This is a genomic window from Ruegeria sp. CG4 (assembly GCF_056537185.1).
Map to the genome: position 1 here is coordinate 212,099 of NZ_JBQFRB010000006.1, position 26,428 is coordinate 238,526.

The 26,428-nt window shown below is 56.1% G+C and carries 20 protein-coding genes and 1 riboswitch; of the genes, 10 read left to right on the plus strand and 10 right to left on the minus strand.

The window, feature by feature from the left end:
• Positions 1-137: 137 nt before the first annotated feature.
• From ACR0J2_RS16425 to ACR0J2_RS16435, 3 genes are all read right to left on the minus strand, one after another.
• Positions 138-509: an XRE family transcriptional regulator gene (locus ACR0J2_RS16425; RefSeq protein WP_480813254.1), complete on the minus strand. Its 372-nt coding sequence runs from the start codon at positions 507-509 to the stop codon at positions 138-140.
• 230 nt (positions 510-739) lie between these two features.
• Positions 740-2,329: a GTPase family protein gene (locus ACR0J2_RS16430; RefSeq protein WP_480813255.1), complete on the minus strand. Its 1,590-nt coding sequence runs from the start codon at positions 2,327-2,329 to the stop codon at positions 740-742.
• A gap of 2 nt (positions 2,330-2,331) precedes the next feature.
• Positions 2,332-3,474, minus strand: coding sequence for a YcjF family protein (locus ACR0J2_RS16435; protein ID WP_480813256.1), 1,143 nt, complete (start codon positions 3,472-3,474; stop codon positions 2,332-2,334).
• 498 nt (positions 3,475-3,972) lie between these two features.
• Here ACR0J2_RS16435 and ACR0J2_RS16440 point away from each other — a divergent pair, with 498 nt between their 5' ends.
• Both ACR0J2_RS16440 and ACR0J2_RS16445 read left to right on the plus strand, forming a co-directional pair.
• On the plus strand, positions 3,973-4,650 hold the full coding sequence (locus tag ACR0J2_RS16440; RefSeq protein WP_480813257.1) for a hypothetical protein: 678 nt from the start codon (positions 3,973-3,975) through the stop codon (positions 4,648-4,650).
• 130 nt (positions 4,651-4,780) lie between these two features.
• On the plus strand, positions 4,781-4,915 hold the full coding sequence (locus ACR0J2_RS16445; protein ID WP_480813258.1) for a hypothetical protein: 135 nt from the start codon (positions 4,781-4,783) through the stop codon (positions 4,913-4,915).
• Positions 4,916-4,917: 2 nt separating this feature from the next.
• Here the strand turns inward: ACR0J2_RS16445 and ACR0J2_RS16450 are convergent, their stop codons facing one another.
• Complete coding sequence (locus tag ACR0J2_RS16450; RefSeq protein WP_170808283.1) at positions 4,918-5,559, minus strand: carbonic anhydrase; 642 nt, start codon at positions 5,557-5,559, stop codon at positions 4,918-4,920.
• Positions 5,560-5,996: 437 nt separating this feature from the next.
• Here ACR0J2_RS16450 and ACR0J2_RS16455 point away from each other — a divergent pair, with 437 nt between their 5' ends.
• Complete coding sequence (locus ACR0J2_RS16455) at positions 5,997-6,818, plus strand: methyltransferase domain-containing protein (RefSeq protein WP_480813259.1); 822 nt, start codon at positions 5,997-5,999, stop codon at positions 6,816-6,818.
• A gap of 599 nt (positions 6,819-7,417) precedes the next feature.
• Here the strand turns inward: ACR0J2_RS16455 and ACR0J2_RS16460 are convergent.
• Entirely contained in the window at positions 7,418-8,344 is a 927-nt protein-coding gene (locus ACR0J2_RS16460) for an alpha/beta hydrolase (RefSeq protein WP_480813260.1), read from the minus strand.
• A 226-nt stretch (positions 8,345-8,570) separates the two neighbouring features.
• Here ACR0J2_RS16460 and ACR0J2_RS16465 point away from each other — a divergent pair, with 226 nt between their 5' ends.
• From ACR0J2_RS16465 to ACR0J2_RS16475, 3 genes are all read left to right on the plus strand, one after another.
• Entirely contained in the window at positions 8,571-9,608 is a 1,038-nt protein-coding gene (locus ACR0J2_RS16465) for an endonuclease/exonuclease/phosphatase family protein (protein ID WP_480813261.1), read from the plus strand.
• Between the two features lie 444 nt (positions 9,609-10,052).
• Entirely contained in the window at positions 10,053-11,759 is a 1,707-nt protein-coding gene (locus ACR0J2_RS16470; protein WP_170617123.1) for a hypothetical protein, read from the plus strand.
• Positions 11,756-12,847, plus strand: a complete 1,092-nt coding sequence (locus ACR0J2_RS16475) for a transporter substrate-binding domain-containing protein (protein ID WP_480813262.1) — start codon at positions 11,756-11,758, stop codon at positions 12,845-12,847. Before ACR0J2_RS16470 ends, ACR0J2_RS16475 begins: the two co-directional genes overlap by 4 nt.
• Before the next feature lie 11 nt (positions 12,848-12,858).
• Here ACR0J2_RS16475 and ACR0J2_RS16480 read toward each other — a convergent pair whose 3' ends face one another.
• The 4 genes from ACR0J2_RS16480 to ACR0J2_RS16495 all read right to left on the minus strand — a co-directional run bounded on the left by ACR0J2_RS16480 (position 12,859) and on the right by ACR0J2_RS16495 (position 17,154).
• Positions 12,859-13,551, minus strand: a complete 693-nt coding sequence (locus ACR0J2_RS16480; RefSeq protein WP_480813263.1) for a thiamine ABC transporter ATP-binding protein — start codon at positions 13,549-13,551, stop codon at positions 12,859-12,861.
• On the minus strand, positions 13,538-15,085 hold the full coding sequence (locus ACR0J2_RS16485; RefSeq protein ID WP_480813264.1) for a thiamine/thiamine pyrophosphate ABC transporter permease ThiP: 1,548 nt from the start codon (positions 15,083-15,085) through the stop codon (positions 13,538-13,540). The genes ACR0J2_RS16480 and ACR0J2_RS16485 overlap by 14 nt, the downstream gene beginning before the upstream one ends.
• On the minus strand, positions 15,061-16,041 hold the full coding sequence (gene thiB / locus ACR0J2_RS16490) for a thiamine ABC transporter substrate binding subunit (RefSeq protein WP_480813265.1): 981 nt from the start codon (positions 16,039-16,041) through the stop codon (positions 15,061-15,063). The genes ACR0J2_RS16485 and thiB overlap by 25 nt, the downstream gene beginning before the upstream one ends.
• Positions 16,042-16,073: 32 nt before the next feature.
• Positions 16,074-16,178, minus strand: a riboswitch (TPP riboswitch).
• A gap of 85 nt (positions 16,179-16,263) precedes the next feature.
• Entirely contained in the window at positions 16,264-17,154 is an 891-nt protein-coding gene (locus ACR0J2_RS16495; RefSeq protein WP_480813266.1) for a LysR family transcriptional regulator, read from the minus strand.
• Positions 17,155-17,269: 115 nt separating this feature from the next.
• Here ACR0J2_RS16495 and ACR0J2_RS16500 point away from each other — a divergent pair, with 115 nt between their 5' ends.
• From ACR0J2_RS16500 to ACR0J2_RS16515, 4 genes are all read left to right on the plus strand, one after another.
• Entirely contained in the window at positions 17,270-18,808 is a 1,539-nt protein-coding gene (locus tag ACR0J2_RS16500) for a trimethylamine methyltransferase family protein (protein WP_480813267.1), read from the plus strand.
• A gap of 61 nt (positions 18,809-18,869) precedes the next feature.
• Positions 18,870-21,281: a GcvT family protein gene (locus ACR0J2_RS16505; RefSeq protein WP_480813268.1), complete on the plus strand. Its 2,412-nt coding sequence runs from the start codon at positions 18,870-18,872 to the stop codon at positions 21,279-21,281.
• Complete coding sequence (locus ACR0J2_RS16510; protein ID WP_480813269.1) at positions 21,278-23,689, plus strand: FAD-dependent oxidoreductase; 2,412 nt, start codon at positions 21,278-21,280, stop codon at positions 23,687-23,689. The genes ACR0J2_RS16505 and ACR0J2_RS16510 overlap by 4 nt, the downstream gene beginning before the upstream one ends.
• 3 nt (positions 23,690-23,692) lie before the next feature.
• Positions 23,693-25,351, plus strand: coding sequence for a thiamine pyrophosphate-binding protein (locus ACR0J2_RS16515; protein ID WP_480813270.1), 1,659 nt, complete (start codon positions 23,693-23,695; stop codon positions 25,349-25,351).
• A 268-nt stretch (positions 25,352-25,619) separates the two neighbouring features.
• Here ACR0J2_RS16515 and ACR0J2_RS16520 read toward each other — a convergent pair whose 3' ends face one another.
• On the minus strand, positions 25,620-26,333 hold the full coding sequence (locus ACR0J2_RS16520; RefSeq protein WP_480813271.1) for a sulfotransferase family 2 domain-containing protein: 714 nt from the start codon (positions 26,331-26,333) through the stop codon (positions 25,620-25,622).
• Between the last annotated feature and the right edge of the window lie 95 nt (positions 26,334-26,428).

The window sequence follows — 26,428 nt, forward strand, 5'->3', positions numbered from 1 at the left end:
AGGCTCACATAGACGCCGAAGGAGTTGCACCCGTCGCAAAGTCGGTCGCGGATCTTGCTTATTACTCACCTCTCGTAGGAAGCGCAGCCAAGCGCGTTCATTAGGTGTTAGGGCTTCCTCATGGTCAGTCATGAAATTCACCTCCCAAAAATCGCTTTGATCGACGCGTGTGACCTGCTGGTCATCCTGGGGTCGGTATTGTTTGAAGCCTCACGGATCGCCTGCAGCCAACCAACTTCATTTGTGGTGACGGGTTCGCCAAATACTTCCACAACCGCCTCGGCCGCTGTCCTACCAATCGCCTGTTCCAGAGCTAGCTGCATAACGAAAGCAGGGTCGGCTTCTAACGCAATAGCCAGTGCCGGAACGCGATCCAAAGCCAACTTGGAGCTGCCCTGCTTGATCATCGTGATCATATTCTGGTTCACATAACCGGCTTGCGCCGCGATCTCAGCCTGGCTCCTGGTCGGTTTTAGTTCGAGCACCCGGCGCTCGACATACTTCGCCATACGTGTGTCTCCATACGGTTTTTTGGTCATCGCTATCCTCTCTGGAATTACGCAGCATGCGCTGCACATCTTTGTTATAGCGACGACGTGCATGGGGATGTGTGGCGGGAAAGAGAAACATATGGGCAACTATCTCAAGATGCTTATTTCCAAGATCTTCCTGAGCTAAAAACCAACTCACACAACTTTTTCGGTGCCCGAAAAACCTGAAATATTTTGATTAATATATGCTATCCTGCCCTTTGCCACAAACGTTGCCAGACTCTTTTAAGGGTAGGCCCAGTAGCCATTTTGCCCCCCTGTGCAGTTAAACGCATCAAGCGCGCCACATTTCGAGAGATGACACGACCCATGCTGTCTTTTGCAAACCGTGCTCGGTTCCGCTGGGTCTGCGCTGCGGCATCAATATTAGCATAGATTTGATCAGTTAGCTCATCAATGTTCCATACAGCATCTGGTGCATCGGATGCGACAACTGGAACGAACGGTCCGGTAGGTTTAAGGTCGGCAGCAATTTGTGCCTTCAGTCTTTCTAGCGTTTCGATAAATTTGAGCGTCAAAGCATGTTCCGGAAAGGGCCAAACCTCATTTTCAACCAATCTGTCGACATGGGTGGCCGCGAAAATGATTGGAGGAGGCACGAGTTCAGGACTTTCTGAGAAACTTTCAGAAATACCCTGCAGAAAAGCATGGTCAGGCGCTCTAGCTGGCCGGTTCGCAGCTACCACCCAAAGAAGCATGTCAGCTTTGGCAACCCAATCGGCCAACTCGGCATCGTTTTTTTCTGACTTACCAAGGCCCGGAGTGTCGATCAACTGACAGGACATTCCGTGCAAATCCAAGTTGTGACACAGGAATTTTTCTGTAATCGGCTCAGCTCCGCTCAATCCCACACTTTCGCCCAAAAGCGCATCAATCAGTGCTGTCTTTCCGCTACTGACTTGCCCCATCACCACAATGGCCAGTGGACCCAAAACAGGTGAGTCAATATCGCCACGCTTTGTCACAGATCGAGCGGCTCGGTCGGCCAACTCTGCGTGTGTTTGCTTAAGGCGACCCGAATACAGGTCAACAGCATTTCGCGAGACCTCCTCAAGTAGAAGGGCTTGCAGGCTAGCGACCCCAGCACTCCCCAACTCGGAAACCAGAGCACCTCCAAAAAAGTCGCGCACTTCCGCCAAGATACCGCCAACCGGATTTATGAAAACTCGGCCTCCACGGTAGGCTCGTTTTCCCCACCGCCAATAATCGGCAGCCAACCCTGAATATGCCCAACCCATTCGTAGCTGGCGCACTGTCAGTGTATTGCTAAAAGGCACATGATCAATTACGTGACCACGAAACTTTCCCGTTATTCGTGAAGTCAGAAGTAAGCCTTCCGGAACAGAAAAATCCCAAGCATCTGCCTTTGGCCCATTTAGGTCACAAGAAATCTGACCCATCTCTTGCTCAATGAGGACACGCAGATCCTCAACAGCCAATGGCACAGTGGTAGCATCTTGAATTCGGCCGCAGGATTTTTTGAATGCTATTGCTTCAGCTTCGTTCCATTCAATGTCTGGCGCAACATGTTCGCGACTTGCAATGAATATTTCAGGCGAAACTGCGCCCGAGCGCCGCCATTTCGATGCCCAAGCAAACAGTGCGGCGACAGCTGCCAGTGCGACGCAACCGGCCAAATAAGCCACCCAATGTTCATGCTGAGTCAGCCAGACAGCTCCTAGTGCACATAACGCGACCAGAGGCAGGAAAACAGTCGTTAGTGCGGCGACCTTCCTCCAATAACCCATACGCAAACGGAGACGTTCGAAGAAGCTCACCCTCACTGTCCCTTTTTACTTTGGATGTTGACCTCACCACGTTTGATACGATCAGCGATCTCAGCCAACGCGTTTAAGAAAAGAGCACGCAAGTCTTCCGATGATGGAGGTTGTCCGGTCGCTTCCCCATGTAAGAACCGAGCAGCGACTCTCCCAAGCGCATATGTAACCGCAAAAGACATAGCTGCAGCACCCAGTGCGCCTACGGTCTGGCCGGCAATGGGAATCAACTTTGCCGCTTGTCTCGCCAGCAATCCCAGACCTATGCGAGCAGTTGTGCCCGCCCCCAAAGCGGCTCCAAGGCGCATGATGCGTGCTTTGGTCCAAAGCACGCCGTAAGACCGAGCAATGTCACGCAGAAGAAGCACCTGGATCGGAATAACAGCGATACTTCCGACTATTGGACCTACCAAAGGCAACGGCACTCCATCTGCTGCTGCAGCCATTCCAGCTCTCCTGAGGACCATGGGATGAAGCACATCAAAAGCCGCACGTTCAACTTCACGTGCATTGCGTTGAGCAAGACTGCTAGATAAGTCCGGTAATAATTCTGCAAGCTTACTCAGCAGGCTTGACATGCCACTCTCCTCCCATCCTGCATCAGGATTGAGTGAAAGCGACACCATGGGTGTTTTAGATTCAGATAATCCAAGCGCGGATAATATGGCTGCGCACGACGCAGGCTGCCTACTTTGATCCACAAGGTCACTTGCCGTAAAAGCCACCATAACAGGCGGCGACGGGCGTCGTCGTTGAGCCACTCTCAACGCTTCTGCCACGACAGCCTGCACCGGATCATCTAGTCGCGCGACAATCAAGACGGCATCGCAGGTTTCTGAGCAAGCTGCGACATCTTGGGTTGCATCGTAACCGACCTCTCCCAGACCACGGGTGTCCATAAATCGAAGAACGGGCTCATTGGGTGGCAACTCAATAACGGAGATGCCGCGAGTGCAAGGGGCAATGCCGTCCCCGATCTCGGCAACACCCTCACCAGCGGCACGAGCAATAAGACTAGACTTCCCAGCACCAGTCTTTCCGAGCAACCAGAGTGTCGGTGGAGGTGCTTCAGGGTCGCGGTCGGAGACCAATTCAACCACTGCGTTCTGACTTTTAGCGTTGTTCCTGATTTTATGCTCTGCCATCGTGTTCCGCCTGCTGTCCCACTTCAGTCATTACCGCTACCATGTGGCGAACGCGGAACGTGAAACAAAGTAACAGAAGGGCACATTTTGACAATTGAAAGAGACGGGACATTGCAGGGATGACGAAAACCTGAATGGGATCACATCACGCACTCAATGCAAAGATGACAGCATGGTAGACAGTGCTCTTTGGTTCAATGAACCTGTTGAACCTGCACTTGCTTGGTTTGATTGGAGAAACCGCCTGTAAAACAGCGCTCCTTTGACCAAAAATCAATAGCTTGGCCACCTGCACCGATCTTCGGGAGGCAGGGGTCGGAGGTTCGAATCCTCTCACTCCGACCAATGCAATCAAACACTTGCGTTGATTTTGCGCCTCTCGAAAATCCAGAGTTTCTGTTACACCTAACGAAAACCCCCGGATTCAGACTGCATACTCAAGAAGTTGCGAAATGAGACAACCCCGGCTAGGCTAATTGCATTATTAGGGGAAATTTCATGAAACTGGTATTAGCGGCTGTCGCCGTGTGCCTTGCAAACGCGGCTAGTGCTTTAACCGTCACATTCGACCATAACCCGCCTTATCCAAGTGCGGGCGGAAGCAAAGCAACTTCAAACGGGTTCATCTATGATTACAGCACCGTTTACCTGACCGGAAATCATCTCGCCTTGCACGATGACAGCGGGATCCTATCGTCATCGATCAGCGCTCTTAACGGCGCGTCCTTTACGCCCAATCAGATTGACGTTCGCGGCTGGTCGCTGCTGAATAAGTCCGGCTCTGGACCTGCCCCTGTAGATGACTACCGAGCCCACACAGCCTGGGCTTATGCTGGCACTGCCCCACTTCCATACCTGACATTTGAGGGGATCAGAAACGGCGCGGTAGTGGCTACTCAGTCGGTCGGACCTACCCTATGGAGCGTGTTGAATTTCACAAGCTCATTTGCGAACATTGACAGCCTGAAGCTGTCGCTGAACATTCCGAGCGCCCTTCGATATACCGACTATGACCAAGTTGGGCCTGATACGGTCTGGTGTGAGGAATGGTGTTCTGAGTTCTGGGTAGACAATCTGAATGTCAGCGTATCTGCCGTACCCCTGCCCGCCAGCGGGTTGTTGCTGATCGGCGGGCTTATGGGTTTGTTGGGTTTTCGGCGCTTTAAGGCACAGTAACGGCTGCGGCAACCGATACTACTGGAAGCGTGGGGGCTGAGACCGCACCTGTATTGCCGCCCAGGTAGCTCGGCAGGGGCGTCAAACAGGCTTCGCCCCAACCGTCTTCGCGCTTGCCGACGCGAGATCCGTGCATGGCGGTGCGACCTGCGGTGCCCGCCTTGATTTCGAAGTCATGATACTGATCGGTGAAACCCTGATTGCCGAGGATCAGGCTATCAGTCGCCGCTGTTGCAGCGTGAACGTTGACGTTGCGGGTGTCTAAACTCAGGCGTCTCTGTTGTACTTGTAAATTGGCTCGAGGCTTTCGATTGCTCCAGGGCTAACCTTCAAGTCTTTGATAAGTCCATCACCAACCGAATAAACCCATCCATGCAGCCGGGGGTACTCACCACCTTCCCGCGCCTTTTGAATGAATGACAGCTTTGCCAGATTCGAAACCTGTTCTTTGACGTTGAGTTCGGTGAAACGGTCCAAGCGTTCTTCTTCCGATTCAATCCCATCCAGAATAGATCGATTGCGCGAATAGACATCCTTTAGATGCAAAAGCCAATTGTCCAAGTAACCATACGATTCATTGCTCATTGCTGCTTTGATTCCGCCGCATCCGTAGTGCCCGCAGACAATAATGTGTTTCACTTTCAGATAGTGAACCGCAAAATAGGCAACGCTCAGCAGGTTGGAGTCGGTGTGAACCACAAGATTTGCAATGTTGCGCTGAACAAAAATTGATCCGGGAAGAGAATTAGTAATCTCTGTAGCGGGCACTCTGCTGTCGGAACATCCGATCCACAAATATTCCGGTGACTGACCTTCGGCCAATCGCTCAAAAAAGCCAGGGTCTTCATCTTTGATGCGATTTACCCAGTCTTTGTTGCCTTCAAGAAGTAGTTTGATTGACTCTGTCATGCTGGGTGTTCCCTTTTTGATCGCGCGTATGTGAAAGCCTAGTGAGTGGCGCTCGTCGAGTGTTGGTTTGGCCAAGTAATGGATATTGCGTATCTGAACAAGTTAGTTTGCACCCATCATCCCGGCTCGCATCTTATGCACCGGCCGAACTGTACGCAGGCAAACCCCACAATTTCCGTTCAGCTTCCGGGCTTCACGAAAGGCACCTTTTTGGCAGGACAATTTGGCCCTACTCGACTGTAACGTGATTGGCCGTCAACACTGCGGCAAGCAGTACAGAAGCCCAAAGCCGCATACCTGTTAAGGCGCTGTCTTAATCCGGGCCAACCGAACGCCTTGATCCGACATGGCTGGCGTTGGGAAATCGGTCTTTTCCAAGCCTGCCAAAATCAGCCTTGGGGTGCATTTTTGGAGAAATCGACTATGAAAAAAGCAATATGAGCGGCAACGATATCTTCCAGTCGATCGGAAGTCTCGGCCCTGAAGGGTTCCAAAAAATTGTCGACCGGCTGGAATTTCGCGGCCGCGACCCGGTCTTTGTCAGAATGCGCGAAGCATATCTACAACACATCGACCTCGGGTTCTGTAAGACGTTGCTTGATCTTGGTTGCGGCACCGGGGTAGTCGCCCGCGCGTTGGCAGCACGTGAAGGGCTCGTCACTGAGATCACTGGAATAGATTACAGCCCGGAATTGGTCGAGGCTGCGACTCGCCTTGCCGCCGAAGAAGGCCTTGCAGGGCGGGTCAATTTCCGGACCGGCGATTCCCACGCTCTGCCCGATCCTGATAACAGCTATGACGTGGTGCTCGCCCACACACTTGTCAGCCATGTCAGCGATCCGGATGCGGTGATCGCAGAAGCTGCCCGGGTTGTGCGCCCTGGCGGCGCGGTCGCTGTCTTCGACGGCGACTACGCCTCCTTGACCTTCGGAGCCGGAAATGCGGCGCGCAATAGTGAAGTCGTCAACATGATACTTAATGCCGTGGTTGCCAATCCTCTGGTCCTGCGCAGGATGCCCGCAGTCCTTGCGCGGCATGGCTTGAAACTGACGCATTTCCTGCCCGAGGTTTTCGCTGAAGCCCGGAATGGTTCATTCTTTCTGAACCTGGCCGATAGCTATATTCCGCTGGTCGTGCGAAATGGAGATATGAGCGAAGGTGAGGCCGCCGACTGGTTGTCCGCGCAGCACCGGGCCAGTAACGAGGAGACATTCTTCGGAGCGTGCAACTACTATACCTATGTCGCCCAGAAAACCTGAGCTCTGACTGCACGGGTTGAACACCACAACTCCACGTCATGAGTTTGCCGAGGCATGTGATTTTGTGTTTGACCTTTCGGGCCAGAACCCAGGTGAACCGGGCTTGTGAACCGACGGAGTTCATCTTGGCGGGTTTGATCACGTTTTATGCGATGGCCTTTTTTTGGCCGCCGGCCTCGGATCCTGAAAACTTCCAGTTTTTGCAACCCAAGTTCTAAGCACTTGCGCGAGCGAATTTTCCTCGGTAGCCAAATGCGTGTTGAGGCGGAGCAAATCAGCCGGATCGTCGAAGGCGGTCCCCCGGTCCTTCGGCGATGCCGCCTTGATGCCCGCAACAATTTTGAGGGTAAATCCTGAAATCGCCGAGTTCCCAGACTGTTTTTCCTATCCGTGGCGAACCTTCCTGCAAATCCAAGGGTGTGGCTTGCCTCAATCAAGTATTCCGGTTCGATCGCCTTCCCAAAACTGATAACTGACAAATTCAGATGCACTGACTCACGTTATGTGCGGGGGACTGGTAAGGAACCATTCATCATTCTATCGACCAGCGACGGTAGAAACTGTATCGCGAATGTGCCTATTTGGCATGCCCTGCTCACTCAAGCCAGTAACGCCAGGTCATGGCCGGTGGTTTTTTTGCGCGTGGCCATAGACTCGGCGTCCTTACCGCCGATGGTCAGCGTGAGGTCCTTGAAGAACCCTTTACTGTCGAACCACCAGCGATGGGAATAGACTTTGGTTCGTTTTGGCTTCGGAACGTCGCGCTTGTATTGTTCATTGCAGTAAATGTCCCAATGGCCTTTGGTAGTGAGCGTTGGCATCCCAACATGGCCTGCGCGGTCGCGTCCGCCGTGGACTAGCCCGCCGGCCAGTGCCAACACCTTGTCCCGACCGCTGTAGTAATTCGTGAAGCGTTTACTGCGATTGCCAAGAACCAGCCCCCCCCACGCGCCTTTCTCGAGCCAGGCGGAATCCACATCGGCCGATGCAAACATGACTTGATCGACGCCCCAGTTGCCGCTTCCAGAACCCGCCGAGTCACCAAAATCGGAGAAGGCGCGCAAAACAACAAATGCCCCCATGGAATGCGCGATAAGATGAACTTTTGGGCGCGGCGACATGGCCAGCAACGGCAGTATTCCGTCGCCCACAAGATGAGGGGCCACTGCCTTGGCGTCGGAACGATCCTTGTCATAGCTGAGAACAGAACCGTCGCTTGGCCAGTCGAACGCAACGACCGCGCCCTTATATCCTTTTGATCTCACACCCTTTTCGATCTTGGCCAGCCGGTCCAGCATTTCCTTCTGCGACGTGTTGAAACCGTGAACGTAAATCAGGACGTCTTTGTCACCTCCTGCCTTCTGCACCATCTCAAGCCACTTCTTTTGCTTGATGATGCCTCCTTTCCGGATGCGTCCGTCGGAACTTGTATGTGAGATCGAGACGTACCGGGTTTTCGCGGCAGGTTTTATCGTGAACTTCTTTTTTGAAGCGTTGTAATTGCGCCGGGAGAAAAACAAAGCCATCCTGTGAACTCCTTTTAACCAATTCATAAAATCTGCCACAGAAAAGCGTTTCTAGCAAAATATTGGAGAACTTCTGATACAATGTAACCGCGCTACTGACCCGAAGCCCGCGAATTTCGGACGGCTGGCCGCAGAGTTAACACCAGGACCCGACTGCCCGGAAATATGAGTATTCGAGAGGGATCTGTTCCAAAGAAATTTCTATCTAAATACCTTGGAGGGAGTAATGACCGCGCGAGATATTTCATTTGCCAGTTTCAATTTGTTGAACCTTCACCTGTCTGGTCAGGCCATCTATGGCGACTCAGATGGATGGGATCAGGCCACCTATGAAAAGAAGATAGCGTTTACCGCGAAGGCGCTGAGCAGAATTGATGCGGACGTGGTCGGCGTGCAGGAGCTTTGGGCCGAGGACGCGCTGCAAGCGGCGCTGGACAACTCGTCTTTGGCTGGAACCCATACACTGTTGGTGCCCGAGGATCACAATAACAAGAAGATCGTATGCGCGGCCGCTGTGCGTTCGGACATACTGGTGGATCAACCAGAATGGATCGAAGATTTTCCCGAGGAATGCGTTTTGCAGTCGACAGGGGATGATCCGCAGCAACCTGATATTTCTGTGGCGCTGGATGGCTTTTCCCGTCCTGTCATGCATTTTCAGGTCCGCCCCGATCCTCGGACACCGGTTATTCATGTGTTCGTCTGTCATTTCAAATCCCGCCGCCCGGCCCAGATTTGGCGCGAGCGGGGTTGGTATGACAAGGACGTTCACGGCCCGCATATCACGTCACTGGGCTATGCTATCTCGACCGTGCGCAGGACCGCCGAAGCGGCCGCTTTGCGCGTGATCATAACCAACCTGACAAAGAAAACGGATACCCCTGTGGTTCTGATCGGCGACATGAATGACGGCAAGGAAAGCAACACGCTCAATATTCTGTCAGAACAGCCAACCTACCTGTCGCCTCTGTCTTCGGGAGGAGCCGACAACGCGCTTTATACCGCGCAAACCATGCAGGAATACCGTTCGACGCGCGACGTATATTACACGCATGTGTTCAAAGGACAGCGCGAAAGCTTGGACCACATCATGTTCAGTCAGGAGTTCTACGATAATTCGAAGAAACGCCTTTGGGCCTTTGACGAGATGCTTGTGCAGAATGACCACCTGAACCATGACGATCATAAAGAAAGCGGAACCACGGATCATGGGATTATTCGCGTGGGTTTTCAGTGGAAGCCTGCGCCCGGCCAAGGCAGTTGATATTGTTTGGTTTCCGGGTACTTCCTGACCATTTTTATGGCCATATGGGATCACGCCGGATTCGCCACCCGGCTACCTGGATAGCTTTTTTGGCACTTCCACAACCTGTGCCATTGAACGCGGACAACCATAGCGGCTTGAGACGGCATCGGTGTAATCGGGCGGAACGCTCCCCCTCAGGTTGCGTAATTGCAAGTTTTATGTTATGTTTTTAGATATTTAGTATAAACATTTGATCGGCGCAGCCGTTTTTTAGTTTTTTGTGGAGTAACTGATGCGGTATCTTGTTGTTATCATTTTGATATTGGTTGCCGCGAACGCGGTGATCAAAGAGTCTGCGGCCTACGCCAATACTTCCTGCAATCCCAAATATGAAAAATGCGGCTGGTAGTGCGGTTACGCGAAACTCTTTGATTGACGCAACAGAGTCGGGGAACCGAAAACATGGGCAACTATGCTGTTTGGGCCATCGGTCTGGGTGGGCTGATACTGCTGTTCGAGGCGTACAAGGAATACACAACCTCTGACGCCGTGGACAATCTGAAATCCAACAACCAGGCATCTCGTAAAGAGCTTGAAAACGTCCGAATGTCGGCACTGACCACCAAGGCCGAAAACCGCCGAGGTCTGGCGATATATATGGTGTTCTTTGTCGGCATCTACTTCGTGATGCTGATGTCGCCGGAACTGATCGCGACCTTTGTGATGGGCAGCAAGGAAGCGACGGCTGCGACAGGCGGGTCCAACGTTGTGGCCCGATCCATCGTTAACCCCGAGGCTGGTACGGGGCCTGCCGTTGATCCGCGTACTCTGCCGTTTTGGCTGGCCATCGCCATCACCTTTGGGGCCGCTTCGCCCACCTTTCAGGTTATCGAGCGCAAAATCCGCGCCATCGCCTATTTCTTTGCCGGTGTACCCAGAAACATTTTTCGGGTGCTGCAATCTCTCGAAGATCTGAATTACGGCAGCTATGGGGATGGCGAGACCCTGCCGCTGTGGAAAGCTTTTCGTGAGAAGATCGCGGCAAGCAAAGTTGACCCGATCATGGATGGAATGGTGCAAAGCATCGAAAGCTCGTTGCGCTGTATCGATTTGCTGCAACCGCCAATCATCGGGCCGCAAAGCTCGGCCTTCCGGCAATTGTTCAACGAAGATACCCCTCTGGCGCGGATCGACGACCTGCGATCACGGTACGCCAGCATTCTGGGCCGCATTGCTAACTTCAAGCTGGAAAAAGACACCTTGCAGAGCCTGCAGGATGAAACCGCAAAACTGGCGGACTCGATGCAGTGTCTGTTTGCGCTTTATTCGATCAGGTCGCGCAAAGTGCCCGAAGCGCTGATGAACACGCCAACGGCACAGATCATCGAAAAAGTGACTGGTGAAGACACCGCGCAATCCCTGCACGACATCACGCTTGCAAGTATTTTCGGGGCGGTTTTCAGCTATGTCCTGGTTGAACAGGTGGCCATGTTCAGCAGCAACGTAAGCGATGCGACCGAATTGCGCGAAATCTGCGCCGCCATGCTGATCCCCCTGATCCCGTCACTTATCCTGCTGGCGTTTCTTACCATACTGCTGCGGCATCTCAGGATGGATCAGGGCAGCTGGCCCCGCAGTGACGATATACAGATTCCGTTCTGGGACTATGCCAAGCTTGCTTTCTGGCCCGCCTTCCTGGCCACGGTTCTCTATGGTGCGATAACCTGCATCGGCGCGGATGGTGTCGTTCGACACGCGCTGGACGGTGACGGCAGCGCTATGATCACAACAGGCCTGAATTTCCTGAAGGATGAAATCGAACAGTTGCCGCGTATCTTTTTGCTGTCTTACGTGACGGCCTGCGCCCTGTTGTTCGTTGCGGATCAGCATGACCGGATGCGCTGGTTCGTGACGGTTGGTATCGCCCTGGTGGTATCGGCATTCCTTCTGATGGTGGCAAATCTGGCCGCAAGCCTGTTCAATATAGTCCCCCCGGCGACGGGCCTTGGCCTGCTGGACATCGCAATCATGGTAACGCTTCCCTATTCCATTTTCCTGGTCTTTTACGCAATCGCCGCCGAACTGGCTGAAACCGGTTCGATGAAGAAAATCCTGTCAGTTGTCGGCACCCGCATCCGCGAGCCCCAGAGATCGGATGGTCGCTCATGACACGCCCTGCTGTTTTGGCGTTCGCCTTGGCGGTTTTGGCCTGGCAAGGCACTGCCTCTTCTGTCACGGCCGAAGCGGACCTGATCGTTGGCGTGCGAACGGACGCCCCGCCTTTTTCGTATCTCGCGGTGCGTGATCGCGAAGGACGTTTGACCAGCGATACGCCGCCTCTTGCGTCGGGTGAGGTGTTCACCGGCTACATGGTCAATATCTGCGCCACGGTCCTTGAAGAACTGCAGAAGTCCCGCGATTTCACCGTCGAATGGAAGGCTATCGAGGCGCGGGACCGGTTCACCGACCTGCAAAGCGGCAAAATCAACATTCTCTGCGATCCGGCCACCATTACCCAAGAGCGTTTGTCCTATCCCGGCGTGCTTGTTTCCCCGCCGGTCTATCTGTCTGGTGTCGGAAGGGCGGAGACGACGCGTGACCAGTGGGCTGGTCACTGGCCCTGTATCGGCCCGGTCGCAGGGATCGTGGAAGGCACCACGGCACCGCGTTCTATTAGGCTGATTGCAGAACAATACGGTTTCGGCGAGACATTCTCGGAAATCGTCAGAATGCATCCGGATGTAGACAAGGTTGTTCTCAGCGACGATGAGAAAAAACGCCTGACCGATTGCCCGGATGCCGTAGCTGGGTTGACGTGGGATGTGGGTTCGCTTGCTAAATATGTCAGCGCCGATGCGGCCGATACAGATCCTGACGCTGCCTATGTTGTCCGCAGTTACCCAAACCATGAAAAACTGGCGCAAGCGCTGTGCGACGGGCAAATCTATTACTCGGTTGGCGATCTTGAGATCGTGACGCTGGCATTGAAGTCCTACATTGAAAGAAACCCGGATTGTCAGGCCCGTGCGGACGCTCAGGTCTATTCCGAAGAGCGCTATGGCATTTTCGTCCACTTGTCAGATCAGATGAACAGTTCGGACCAACTCGCCTTGGCGTTTCTTCAGCAGCTCACGATCGAGATTCACAAGGGTCACGATTCAATCCTTGTGCGAAGTTTTTCGGATAATTTTGACCGCAACAAGATTTCACGCTCCTTAGATCTGTTCCTGTGGAATCTGGTCGCCGGAGCCAACTGACGGCGGACGTGTCACCCAAGATAGTCTCGCAACGCAGGCGGCGGGTTATCAAAAAGTGTGGATGTCTCTGTGACCGGGTGCGCCAGCCCATCCGCCACCAGAACCGAATGACTTGCGATTCGTCTTGCATCCTGTGGATCATGGCTGACCATCATCATTGTCGTTCCGGCCTCGGTCGTCAGGGCAGAGACAAGATCCAGCATTTCCGCCTTGAGCGCCGGTCCCAGAGCGGCAAACGGCTCGTCCAGCAAAAGCAAAGGCCGCTGTTGTACCAGCACGCGGGCAAGGGCAACACGGCTTTGTTGACCGCCCGACAATTGTGCCGGTCGCCGGTCCGCCATATCGGGCAAGCCAACACGATCCAGCGCGGAATGCACCTGTGCCTGCTCATCGGCTGACAACCGGCCGTTCGGATGCAAACCCAGGGCGATGTTCTGGCCAGCGGTCAGATGAGGAAACAAGTTCCCATCCTGAAACAGCATCGCCAGCGGGCGCTGCCCCGGCGGTAATCCGGTAATATCGCTGCCGCGCCAGTAAATTTGCCCCGCGGCCAGATCGCGAAACCCAGCAACCGCCTCTAAAAGGGTCGACTTTCCCGCGCCAGAAGGACCGATGACCGCAACGCGTGATCCGGTTTCGATTTGCAGGCTCGCGCGCAATACGAAATCGCCATTTGAAATCGCACAGCCATCAAGCTTCAGCATGCCAGCGCCCTCCTCGATCCAAAAGCCAGAATGCCCCCATCGAAAGCGCCAGCAGCAACAGGGCGCCACCGGCCGCAGCCTCCATCTGATAGGCTCCCATCAGCCGGTAAATCTGAAGCGGAAGCGTGGCGATTTGTGCATCGGCAAATAGCGCGATGACCCCCAGATCCCCCATGGACAGTGCCGCCGCCAGACCCGCGGCAAATCCGATTTGCGGTCGCAAACGCGGCAGCAAAATGCGTGTCACAAAACTCCATCTGCTCATATCCAGTGACAGTGCCAGGCGACCGTATTGCGCAACAACCTCGCGCGTCGATGGAACAAGTATCCTCAGGGCAAAGGGCAACGCCATGACGGCATTCACCAGAGCCGTTACAGGCAGAGCCAGAACAGTAGGGTTGGCAAGTGGGCGGATCAGGATGAACAGCCCGGTGCCGACGACCAGAGGTGACGCTGCCAATCCAAGAACACCGCAGAGTTCGACGATCCCGTATCGCCCGGTTGCAACCGTCATCGCCATCGGCAAGGCCAGAAGCAGCAGAACGACGGTGCTGGCTGCCGCGACCAAAACGGATATCAAGGCCGCCCGGTACACCAGCACCGGCATCTCGAACACTCCCGAAAGTCCGGAGATCACGACCGAGGTCAACGGCAGCAGGAGAAAGACCGCCGCTGCGCTGATCCAGAAGGCATCAAACGCCCGCGTCCCTTCATCCCAGCGTCGAATGGAACGATCCAGCCCGGCACCAAACCCGTCACCCCTGGAGAACCTGAGCGCTGCCAGGGCCGCAGTCGCGGTCAGAACCAGTTGCACCCCGGACAGAAGCGCGGCGCGACCCAAGTTGAAATCATAGGTAAAGGCCTGGTAAATCGCGAGTTCTATCGTGGTCGCGCGTGGTCCACCACCCAAAGTCAGGGCAACGGCAAAACTGGTCAGGCAAATGGCGAAAACAACGGCCAGAACACCGGGCAGGATACGCGCCAGCATAGGCATTTCGATCAGCCGGAACATGGCCCATCCGTTGCAACCCAACTGGGCGGCCAATCGAAACCTTTCGGACGGGATCTCCTGCCACCCCTGCAAGATCAGACGCGTGGCCAAGGGGAGATTGAAAAAGACATGCGCCAGAACCACGCCATGCAGCCCGTAGATGCGGATCGGCGGTAGCCCAAAAACCGCTAGAACGTCTGAAATCCAGCCCGCTCGGCCGAAAACCTGCAGCAAGCCGATGATGGCGACGATGACCGGCAGAATGAACGGCGCCCCCAGCAGCGCGATCAGAACCGCCCGCCCGCGAAAACGCCGCCGGGCCAGCGCGCGGGCGACAGGAACGGCAAGCCCTGCACTGAAAATGGCGGACAACACCGCCTGAACCAGCGTGAACCGAAGGGCTGACCAATCGGCCGGTCCGAACCCACTTGCGGAATCGGCGCGCAGGGCAACTGCGGCCAGCGTGCCAAGAATAAGCACGGCAACCAGTGTCGCCGCGCCAATACCCGGCGTCGGATTTACTGGCTGAGCGCGCCCAGCCATTCCGCCAACGCCTCGTCCCGCACGGCTGCCGCCTGATCAGAATCCAGCAGCAAAGATTTTTCCGGTACGGTCAGTGTATCAAACCCTTCGGGCAGGCCCGCCGCAGGCGTTACCGCCGGATACATCCAGTTTGTTGTCGGGATGATCTGCTGGAAGGCATCCGAAACCATGAACTGCAAAAACTGGTCCGCCAGTTCAGGCTGATCGGTTCCGGCCAGTTTTCCGGCTACTTCGACCTGCATATAGTGACCTTCGTCAAATGCGGCCGCCGCCTTGCTTGCATCTTCTTCAGCGATCAGGTGATAGGCAGGTGATGTGGTGTAACTGAGAACCATGTCAGCCTCACCCTCAAGAAACAGTCCATACGCCTCGGACCAGCCCTTGGTGACGGTCACGATATTATCGGCCAGTCCTGCCCAGATTTCGGGCGCTTCGTCGCCATAGGCGGCTTTGACCCACAGCAACAGGCCTAGCCCTGGCGTGGATGAACGCGGATCCTGAATGATGATTTTGGTATCACCGTCGGCCAGCTCACGGAAATTGGCCGGTGCTGCTGCGTCGGCATTATGGACAAACGCGAAATACCCCCAGTCGTAAGGCGCAAATACGTCATCGTTCCATTCTACGGGCAAAGTGTAGTCGGCGCTGACCGAACTGGGCGCAAACAGGCCGGTTTCCTTTGCTGCCGCAATCAGGTTGGTGTCCAGACCCAAGACGACGTCTGCATCCGAGTTTTCACCTTCCAGACGGATGCGCGACAGTAGGGCGGCACCGTCTTCCACACCAACAAGGTTCAGTTCGCAGTCGCAGACCGCTTCGAATGCTTCTTTGACCTGCGGACCCGGACCCCAATCCGAGACGAAGCTGTCATAAGTATAAACGGTCAACTGAGGTTTGTCGGCGGCGATAGCCGAAGTCGCGCTCAGAATTCCCGCAGCAATCAGCAGATGTTTCATGTCATCCTCCATTGCGGCGAGAGGGCAAGGATGGATGAAACCGTCACCTTTCCCTCCGCCGGTTCTAGCCGGTTCAGGTTCAACGGGTTCGCAATGGGCGTCTCAGCGCGGCATTCCGCGCACCCCGAGGTGAGGCCGTGATTAGGGTGATGTCGAAACAATTTCAACCAAATTCGCCCTTCACGCTTCACTGGCATGAAGGATGCTTCTCAACTGGCGGGATCAGGGCAGATCAGCCTGCGAGCCCAGGCTTTGAACCTGCAGCCATTCAATCGCGGCCCGGGTCTCGCGTCGCGATCGGCCAAGTCCTGTGCTCTCGACGAAATAACCATGAGTAGGTGTTATTTTTTCATCAAACAGACGCACGACGCGGCCTTCGGCCAGATCCTGATCGATCAAGGGCAGCCAGCCGACAATCGCGCCCTGCCCTTCTGAGGCACCCCGCAGCAGAACATTGGCATCTTCAAAGATCGGACCACGCAAAGGGCCATCAACCGAGACATTCATCGCCCAGAACCAGTCGAGCCAACCCCAGTGGTTCCTTTGATGCAACAGCGGACAGTGCAACAGGTCTTGGGGCTCATTCACCGGGCCGTGCTTCAGGACAAATGCCTCCGACGCTATGGCAACGGGGGCAAGCTCGATCAGCTTGATCGAATTTTCGGGCATCTCGGCCATTCGTTCCCAGCGGATCACGATGTCGATGTTTGCCCGGTCCAGCATGCCGGGTTGGTAACTCGGAACCACCTCCAGCTCGATCTCGGGGTGGTCGTCCCAAAAATCACCGATCCGGGGCATCAGCCAGCGGGCGGTGAAAATCGGCCCCGCAGCAAGTCGGACCACCTTGCGGGAGCCGCGGCGAACCGAACGCACCGCGTCATCCAGAATTTCAAATGCCTGAGCCGTTGCTGCCGCCAGACGCCTGCCATCTTCGGTCAACGCGACCTCGCGCCCGGCCCGTTCAAACAGCTTGACGCCCAGCTGCTCTTCCAGCCCTCGAATGTGATGGCTGATCGCCGTGGGTGTGACTGACAGTTTCTCGGCCGCAATTCGAAAACTGCCCTGGCGGGCGGCTGCATCGAAGGCGCGAAGGGCGGGAAGAGAGGCGGTCACGAATTTCCCTAATGTAAGTTTTACTCATCAATTGCTGAGAAAACGGCTTTTGTAAACAAGCCCTATGGCTGTGTAGGCTGACTTTGAATGAAGCTGAGCTCATGATATTAGGCCCATGTCTACGCGCCGGCGCGGTCGCAAGGACCGTCTGACACAAGATAACAGCGACGAGGCCAGCCCTGCGGTATGGCCGGGTGTGGTTGGCGGGTGCCTGAAACCGCTGTCCCCGAATGAAGTCGCTCAGACCGAGGAAGCCGCATTGCTGCTGCTTGAGACCCTCGGACTAAGTCAGCCGACCCCATCCATGGTCGACAAGGTGACGGCAGCGGGCGGGACGCTGGGCGATGACGGACGATTGTTGTTTCCGCGCGCCCTTGTGCGCAAGTCGATCAAGCAGGCAAGGCGGAATTTCGTCCTTTGCGGGCAATTTCCTGAAAACGATCTGCGGATCGAAGGCACGCGGGTCCATATGTCAACCGGCGGCGCCGCGCCGGGTGTCTTCGACATCGATACGGGCCACTACCGCCCTTCAACCCTGGCCGACCTGTATGATGCCGCCCGACTGGTCGACAGGATGGAGAACATCCATCATTTCAGCCGTCCGGTCGTTGCGCGCGACGTTGACCCTGCTGCGGCAATGGACCTCAACACTGCCTATGCCTGCCTGATGGGCACGTCCAAGCATGTTTCCGTCTCGATTACCGAACCCGAAAACGTCCCGGCCATTGCCCGCCTTTGTTACAGGATCGCAGGTGACGAAGCCGCCTTTCGCGCGCGACCGTTCCTGACTGTCATGGTCTGTCATGTTGTGCCGCCCATGCGCTTCGCAGAAGAGGCTTGTGAAGTGCTCGAGGCCGCTATTCTTGCGGGTTTTCCGGTACAATTGATCAGCGCGGGACAGGCCGGGGCCACAAGCCCGGCGACTTTGGCCGGGTCACTTGTACAGGCCGTGGCTGAAACGCTCGCCGGATTGGTTTTTGCCCGCCTGGTCGATCCGCAGGTTCGCGCGGTTTTTGCACCCAAACCTTTGGTCGCCGACCTGCGCACCGGGTCGATGTCTGGTGGCGGAGGGGAACAGGCGATCCTGATGGCCGGTGCGGCGCAGATGGGGCGGCATTTCAACTTGCCGACTTCGTCCATAGCCGGGATTACCGACGCCAAGACACTGGATTCCCAATACGGGGCTGAGAAATGCCTGGCAGTCGCCATGGCGGCACATGCGGGATCGAACATTGTCACGCAGGCCGCTGGCAGTCATGCCAGTCTTCTGGGCGTTTCATTGGAAGGCTATGTCAGCGACAACGACCTTTTGGGCAATGTGCTTCGAACAATCCGTGGGATCGAAGTTACGACCGACAACATTGCAGCGCAGGTGATCGCCGATGTGTGTCGGGGTCCGGGTCACTACCTGGGTGAGGTTCATACCTACGACCGAATGAAATCGGACTATTTCTATCCTCATGTTGGCGACAGGCGCACACCGGTTGACTGGCAGGAAGACGGCGCGCGTCCAGTCGGTGAAGTTGCGAAAGCCAAGGCGCGTGAGTTGCTTGCAAATCACTTCCCCTCACATGTTCCGGATGCGGTCGATCGCGATGTGCGACAGCAATTCGACATTCGACTGAGCCGCCGCCGGATCGGGAGAGAGCCATGACCGATCGCACTGACGGCGCTTTCAGCGCGCTCGAAACAAGAACAATCCATGGGGCTACTGCATGACTCTGCCCCACCATGCCCGCACCATCGTGATAGGCGGCGGCGTGATCGGGTGCTCGGTCGCCTACCATCTGGCCCGTGAGGGTCGCAAAGACATAATCGTGCTCGAACGTTCCAAACTGACCTCGGGCACCACATGGCATGCGGCGGGTCTGGTGCGTCGCTTGCGCCCGTCGGCCACTCTGACAAAGCTGATCAACTATTCGATTGACCTATATGGGGCGCTCGAACGTGAAACCGGGCAAGCGACGGGCTGGGTTCAAACCGGGTCGCTGACGCTGGCCACAAATGATGATCGCCTGATCAACATCAAACGTCAGGTTTCACTGGGCCGTGCGTTCGGGCTTGAGGCCGAAGTGGTCGATACGGCCCGCGCGCAGGACCTATGGCCTCTGATCAAAGTGGACGACGTCCTGGGGGCAGTCTGGTCACCCGCCGACGGCAGGGTCAATCCAACCGATGTAGCGCTGGCGTTGTCGAAAGGGGCCCGGGCGCGTGGTGTGCAAATATTCGAGGACACCAAGGTAACGGGTCTGCAAAAAAAAGCCGGTCGGATTGCAGCCGTCGAAGTCGGTGACCACCTGATCGAAGCTGAGGAGGTGGTGATCGCATGTGGACTGTGGTCCCGCGAAGTGGCGGCCATGGCCGGCGCGCATATGCCCCTTTACGCCTGCGAGCACTTCTACATGCTGACCAAGCCGCTGCCCGAAGTGCAGGCGCTTGGGCCGGGCGCACATCTGCCGACGCTCAACGATCAGGATGCGTTCCTGTACGCCCGCGACGATGTCGAAGGGCTTCTGGTGGGTTCATTCGAACCCCATGCCAAGGGCCTGCCACTGGATCGCCTGCCTGCTGATTTCAGCTTCGACCTGCTGGACGAAGACTGGGATCATTTCATGCCAATGATGGAAAACGCGCTGCGACGCATTCCCGCGCTAGAACGTGCCGAAGTGCGGATGCTGCTGAACGGTCCTGAGAGTTTCACCCTCGACGGCCAGTTCATGTTGGGCGAAAGCCCGGATGTTCCTGGACTGTTTCTGATCGGTGGGATGAACTCCACCGGTATCGCGCTGGCCGGGGGCGCGGGCATGGCAATGGCCGAATGGATCATTGCCGGCGAGCCGACGATGGAACTGAACGAAGCCGATATCCGGCGGTTTAGCCCCGAGATGAACGTACTGGGCGCGCTGGAGGCACGAATTCCCGAAGTTCTGGGACGCCACTACGACAATCCCTACCCCGGGCGCTCGATGGAGACTGCGCGGGGGCAGCGTCGCTCGCCTGTTCACGAGGGGCTGGTGGCCGCAGGGGCACGATTTGAATCCCGCGGCGGATGGGAACGTGCAGTGCATTTCGGCGGTGAAGCCGCCCACTTGCCGCTGACCTTCGGAGTGCCCGCATGGCGCGAGCAGGTCGGCCGCGAAGTGGCCGCCTGCCGCGAGGGTGCCGCCATTCTGGACCAGAGTGCGTTCGGCAAGATCATGATCCAAGGCCCCGATGCCTGCGCCTTTCTGAACCGGCTGTGTGCGGCGCAGATAGATGTTGCCGAGGGTCGGATTGTGTACTCGCAAATCCTGAACAAACGTGGCGGAATCGAGAGCGACGTGACGGTTCAGCGGCACGGCCCGCAAACCTTCCTGATGATCACGGGTGCAAGTGAAGTTGTGCGTAACCTGAAAAGGATGCGTGAAACGCGGGGCGTATTTCGTGTTGAGTTTACTGATGTAACAAGCGGATATGCCATCCTGGGTCTCGCCGGACAAAGGGCCTGCGATGTTCTTCAAGCGACCACAAACACTCCCCTGCCCGATCTCAAGAGATTTCAATTCAGGCCCGCTGAAATCGGCCTCGCCCGTGGCTGGGTCGGGCGCCTGAGCTTTACCGGCGAAGAAGGGTTCGAACTCTATATCCCAGCAGAAATGGCGATGGCCGCGCATGAGGCGCTGGTGAGGGCTGGGGCGACCCATGCTGGTCTCTTTGCTAGTGGTTCTTTGCGGATTGAAAGCGGCTTTCGGGCCTTTGGCCACGAACTGACCCCCGGCACCACACCCGCCGAAGCCGGGCTTGCGGCCTTTTGCGCATTTGGCTCTGGTTTTGTGGGTAAAGATGCGCTGCTCGAGCTGGAAACAAAAAAACGGATTGTTTCGCTGCTGTTTGATGATCCGGCCGCGATACCGATCCACGATGAGCCGATCTATCTGAACGGGCGCGCCATCGGGCAGATAACGTCTTCGGCCTGGAGTTATCGGTTCAACCGATCTGTGGCCTTGGCAGTTGTGCACGATATCCAGCGGTCTTTCGAAGAAAAATCCTGGACTGCGGATGGCACGCTGCCTGTTGAAGTTGAAATCGCCTGTGTGCGGTTTTCGGCGCAGGCCACTTTGAAACCCGCGAAGGAAGCATTTTCGTGACGGACGTGACGCGCACCACCCGTGTCGCCATCATTGGCGGCGGTATCATGGGGGTCGCTGCGCAGTTTCAGCTGACCGAAAACGGCTGGACAGATACGATTCTGTTCGAGAAAGCGGAATTGACAAGTGGCTCGACCTGGCACGCCGCGGGGCAGATCGCCCACGCCGTGAGCAGCCGTATCGCGGGATGGATCAACAAGACCTCGATCGCCACATACAAGCAGGTTGAAAAAGAGACGGGCCAAAGCATCGGTTGGCATGAAGTCGGCGGTTTTCGCATTGCCACCACCGATGATGAGGTTGACTGGATGAAATCCATCATGGGTGTGGGCAAGATGCTCGATCTGCCGATGGAACTGGTCGGGCCGGATGAGGTTGCAAAAGGCAATCCGTTTTACAAGGTCGACAACGTCAAGGCGGCAGTCCGGACGTTCGAAGACGGACATATCGACCCGTCCGGCGTGACCCAGGCGTTGGCGGCGGCATCCCGCACGCGTGGGGCCAAAATTGACCGCCGCAATCAGGTTCTGGGCGCAAGCCGACGAGGGGACATGTGGCTGCTGCGCACGGAAAGTGGTGAAGTACTGGCCGAACACGTGGTGATCGCCGCAGGCAGCTATGCCAATCAGGTTGGAGAGTGGTTTGGTTTGAAAATCCCCTCGGTCTCGTGCCTGCATCACTATCTGGTCACTGATGCCGTTCCTGAATTCGAAAACCGCCCGGAACTGCCGGTTATGCGCGACAACGCCTTTGGCGGGTACATCCGACAGGAACAGAAGTCCGGCCTGATCGGAATATACGAAGGCCATGTTTGCCCGACCGTCTGGACAATGCCGCAGGGTGCGCCCTGGAAGGCCGAAAATGAACTGTTCGAGGCCGATTACGACTCGATTGGCGACTTCCTGATGATCGCCTTTGAAAAAATGCCTGTCCTTGCTGATCTGGGCATCAAGCGAGTGGTTCGGGGTGCAATCACACACACACCCGACGGGGGGATGCTGGTTGGGCCCTCGGGTGCGCCGAATGTCTGGCTGTCCTGTGGGTCGTCTATCGGCCTCGCGTGGGGCGGCGGTGCGGGCAGGGTGCTGGCCGACTGGATGGTTCACGGCGAAACGCAGATCAACACAAGGTCGATGGACCCGCGCCGCTACGGCGATTTTGCCAGTGACACCTTTATCGTCGAACGCACCAAAGATGAATTCATGCGCCGCCATGACACGCCCTGTCCAGGCAAGCAGTTCACGTCCCTTCGCCCGATCAAGCGACATCCGCTGTATGATCGGTTGGCCGCCAAGGGCGCGGTTTTCGGCGAGATCGCAGGGTGGGAACGCCCACGGTATTTTGGTATGCCGGGTGAAGTCGAGCAGATAGGCTGGGGGCACCAGCCATGGCACACCAACGCGATGGCCGAGGCGCAAGCAACCCGTGCGTCTGCTGGCGTAATTGATCTATGCGCATTTGCTCAGTTCGAAATTACCGGCCCGGATGCCTGCAATCTGCTGGGCAGGTTGTCTGCAAACACAATCCCCTCCCGCGACGGAGGCATAAGCCTGAACCACCTGTTAACGCCCAATGGACGGTTCGAAACCGAGATGACGATCTGGCGCATTGCCCGGGATCGGTATTTCACAGGCTCCGCAATAGCCCGCGCCAAACCGGACTTTGATTGGATCCGATCGCACATTCGGCCAGGCGAGGACGTGCGGATGATCAACCGAACTTCGAACTGGGGGATGCTGGCCCTGTCCGGTCCGAACTCGCGCAAAATCCTGCTTGAACTTACCGACGCGGATCTGTCGAATGCCGCCTTCCCCTGGTTGTCAGGACAGGAAATCACCGTGGCGGATGTGCCAGTCTATGCCTTGCGAGTATCTTTTGTTGGAGAGTTGGGTTGGGAGATTCACGCGCCACTCCACCGGATCGCGGAGATCTATGATGCGCTCCACGCGGCAGGTGCCGGGCACGGCCTGATTGATCTTGGCAGTTACGCCTTCAACGGCATGCGAATGGAGAAGGCCTATCGCGCGTCGGGCGAACTGACCACCGATGTCGGTCCGCTGGATGTCGGTTTGGACCGTTTCGTTCGTGCAGTGGGGCGCGATTTCATTGGGCGGAATGCCTTGTTGGCCCACGTACCGGAATGGGAACTGCTTTATTGCAAACTGCACTCAGATCGTATCGACATTCATGGCGGAGAACCCGTTCTGCATAACAGCGTTGTTGTCGGCCTGACAACGTCGGGTGGATATGGTTACACGATCGGAAAATCTCTGGGCTGGCTGTTCGTGCGCAGGGGTACGGCGCGAACTGGGCTTTCGGTGCAAATTCTGAACCAGGACATACCTGTTACAGTCCATGACGAAGCCCTTTTCGACCCAAAGAACCTGCGCCCCCGATCCGAGGAGTAAATGATGACCACGATCAATGGCGGCGAGGCCGTCTATCGCGTTTTGAAGGCCAACCGGATCGACACGGTATTCGGATTACTCGGCGGCTCGATGCTGGAACTTTACGACGCAATGTATCGCGGCGGCGATATCGCCTATGTCGGCGCCCGGGATGAACGCGCGGCCGGGCACATGGCTGATGCCTGGGCACGCATGACGGGCAAACCCGGGGTCGTCCTTGGCGCGCAGGCTGGTCCCGGCGTGGTCAATATTGTAACGGCGGTGGCCGAAGCTCATCTGGCCTATTCACCGCTTGTCGTCATAGCGGGGGCGATCAGCCGGTCCGATCAGGCCAAGGATACGTTTCAGGAAATCGACCAGGTCGCGTTGTTTGCTCCGATCTGCAAGCGTTCGGTGATGGTGACCGATCCTAGCCGACTGGCGCCAATGCTCGAAGATGCGATCCGCTTTGCAAGTTCGGGTCGACGCGGGCCGGTGGTCTTGCATGTCCCACGCGATCTTTTCGCGGCCCAGGTTCCGCCCATTGCGCCGGGGCCCGTCAAAATAGCCCGCCCCGGCCCGCCTTCATCCGAGGATGTGACCGCGATAGCCAGACTGCTGTCCGGCGCAAAGCGCCCGGTGATTTTCGCAGGTGCCGGGTTTAAGTGGAGTGCCGGGTGTGACACGCTGACAAGGCTTGCCGAAACGCTTGAGGTTCCGGTGGTCGCTTCAACCGGGCATGCGGATGTCATGCGGCATGGTCATCCCTGGTTCGCCGGACAGGCGGGGCCACGTGGCAATCGCGTCGCCTCGCGCCTGACCAAAGAGGCAGACGTTATGGTCGTTCTGGGCGCGCGGCTTGGGTTCAACTCGACCTTTCACAGCAATGACTATGTTGGGGCCGATACCCGAATTGCCCATGTCGATATCGAAGGGTCCGCCGTCGGTCGCTATTTTCCGGCTGAGATCGCAGTTCAGGCAGACGCCTACCAAACGGCCTTCGCGTTGATCGAAAAATGTTCAAAGCCCGCCGCTGATCCATGGCGTATATCTTTTCAAGACGACATGAAAACCTTGCGTGCCGAACGTGCCGAAGAAGGCAGAATCGCAACGCGGCTAATGCACCCCAGACGCGCCTTGGCGGAAATTCGGAATGTCCTTCCCGAGAATGCAATTGTAACGCTGGATACCGGCAACACGTGTCTTCAAGCAGCTGACCGGCTGGCACACTATGCACCAAAGTCACTGATCACACCGCTGGACTTCGGATTGGTCGGTTTTGGTCTACCGGCGGCTATTGGCGCCAAGGCCGCCGCCCCGGATCGACCGGTCGTGGCAATCATGGGCGACGGCGCGATCGGATACACGATGATCGAAATTCAGACAGCAATCTCATATGGATTGCCGATAATGATCGTGGTCCTGGATAACGAGGCATGGGGAGCGGAAAAAGCTTATCAACAGGAGTTTTTCGAAGGCCGTCTGCTTGGTGCCGAAATCGCCTCGCCCCGGTTCGACCGGTTCGCTGAGTTGTGTGGCGGCAAAGGAATCTGGATAGAGTCGCCGGAGGATCTGGGGCCAGCCCTGACCAGCGCATTTTCCAGCGGGGCAACAACTGTTATTCACGCCAAGATCGACGCCGAAGCCCTTACGACGTTGCGCAAGGATTTGTTTCAAAGGTGATTTGCAGGGTATCGTTTGAAGCCAACCAAATTCCAGGGTGTAGCGAATTGATGGCACCAGTTTGGACCCATCTTGATCTCGTGGCGCTCCCATGACGGCGGGTTCAAGACGCAAGGCTCTCCCGAGCCATTTGTTTGATCGTGTTGACTACGGTCGGGTTTGAACCTGCCTAAATTAAGGCATCGAGTCGGAGGATTCTTGCGCTTTGCGCGAACTCAATGCCCGGGTAAAAACTAATTCTATTATTACCTTCAGTCACCCCTTGGGGCTACAACTTTCGGAGAGAGAAGTTCTTTTTGCGAACCAGGCCGTCATTGAAATCATACCCGAAATTCTCAATGTCGCGGATGTAAACCTCGCCAACCGCTTTGCTGCTTTCATCGGAATAGTATTCCCGGTAATCCCGCCTTTTCGATTTCTTTCGATGCTTGAAGAACATACGCCTGCTGCCAATTTCCCGAAGCACGACTTTTAGGTCTTTATCGAGGGTTTCGAAGCGGCCCAGGAAATCCAACGGCATTTCACCGTCGTCATTTACGAGAAAACTGGATTGGGGTTTGAAATAGGGTATGTCGAGGTACTTTGAAGGTTCTTCCGTGAATGAAGACAGGAAGCTCTCGAAATCGGGGTGATTGGCCACCAGTTCCAGTTCCTGACGCCGCGCGATGATATAGTGATAGGCTGAGACCAACCTGTCCCAAGGATTCCGAACAAAACTGAACTTGAAGTAGTCTGCCGCCTCTGGCCCCAATTGCTCGAGATGCACAAATAATGACGAGTGCTTATCGATCGCAGGAGAAGGATCATGTTTCGTAAAATTCAAAAGGTTCGGGCGGCGCAAAATTGTTGAAACCGTCGATCCCGCAGTTTTTGGAATATGAATGAATACGGTCTTTAGCGTGGGATAGATTGGCACCGAATTGCTACGCCTCCTTGCAGACAACGCGTGGGGCGCAAGTGCTCCGAAGGACTCGCGCAACATGCGCAAGACCAATGGTACACTCCGACGGGTGGCAAGAAAAGCATATCGGTATCATGCAGATACCATGTGCCGCGCCTATCTAATGGGAAATCCAC

Coding starts and splice junctions, on each gene's coding strand:
- ACR0J2_RS16480 (WP_480813263.1), bottom strand. CDS start 13,551: ATGCTGAAGCTTGATGGCTGTGCGATTTCAAATGGCGATTTCGTATTG.
- ACR0J2_RS16520 (WP_480813271.1), bottom strand. CDS start 26,333: ATGTTGCGCGAGTCCTTCGGAGCACTTGCGCCCCACGCGTTGTCTGCA.
- ACR0J2_RS16475 (WP_480813262.1), top strand. CDS start 11,756: ATGACACGCCCTGCTGTTTTGGCGTTCGCCTTGGCGGTTTTGGCCTGG.
- ACR0J2_RS16455 (WP_480813259.1), top strand. CDS start 5,997: ATGAGCGGCAACGATATCTTCCAGTCGATCGGAAGTCTCGGCCCTGAA.
- ACR0J2_RS16505 (WP_480813268.1), top strand. CDS start 18,870: ATGACTCTGCCCCACCATGCCCGCACCATCGTGATAGGCGGCGGCGTG.
- ACR0J2_RS16500 (WP_480813267.1), top strand. CDS start 17,270: ATGTCTACGCGCCGGCGCGGTCGCAAGGACCGTCTGACACAAGATAAC.
- ACR0J2_RS16450 (WP_170808283.1), bottom strand. CDS start 5,559: ATGACAGAGTCAATCAAACTACTTCTTGAAGGCAACAAAGACTGGGTA.
- ACR0J2_RS16425 (WP_480813254.1), bottom strand. CDS start 509: ATGGCGAAGTATGTCGAGCGCCGGGTGCTCGAACTAAAACCGACCAGG.
- ACR0J2_RS16440 (WP_480813257.1), top strand. CDS start 3,973: ATGAAACTGGTATTAGCGGCTGTCGCCGTGTGCCTTGCAAACGCGGCT.
- thiB (WP_480813265.1), bottom strand. CDS start 16,041: ATGAAACATCTGCTGATTGCTGCGGGAATTCTGAGCGCGACTTCGGCT.
- ACR0J2_RS16465 (WP_480813261.1), top strand. CDS start 8,571: ATGACCGCGCGAGATATTTCATTTGCCAGTTTCAATTTGTTGAACCTT.
- ACR0J2_RS16435 (WP_480813256.1), bottom strand. CDS start 3,474: ATGGCAGAGCATAAAATCAGGAACAACGCTAAAAGTCAGAACGCAGTG.
- ACR0J2_RS16460 (WP_480813260.1), bottom strand. CDS start 8,344: ATGGCTTTGTTTTTCTCCCGGCGCAATTACAACGCTTCAAAAAAGAAG.
- ACR0J2_RS16515 (WP_480813270.1), top strand. CDS start 23,693: ATGACCACGATCAATGGCGGCGAGGCCGTCTATCGCGTTTTGAAGGCC.
- ACR0J2_RS16485 (WP_480813264.1), bottom strand. CDS start 15,085: ATGGCTGGGCGCGCTCAGCCAGTAAATCCGACGCCGGGTATTGGCGCG.
- ACR0J2_RS16470 (WP_170617123.1), top strand. CDS start 10,053: ATGGGCAACTATGCTGTTTGGGCCATCGGTCTGGGTGGGCTGATACTG.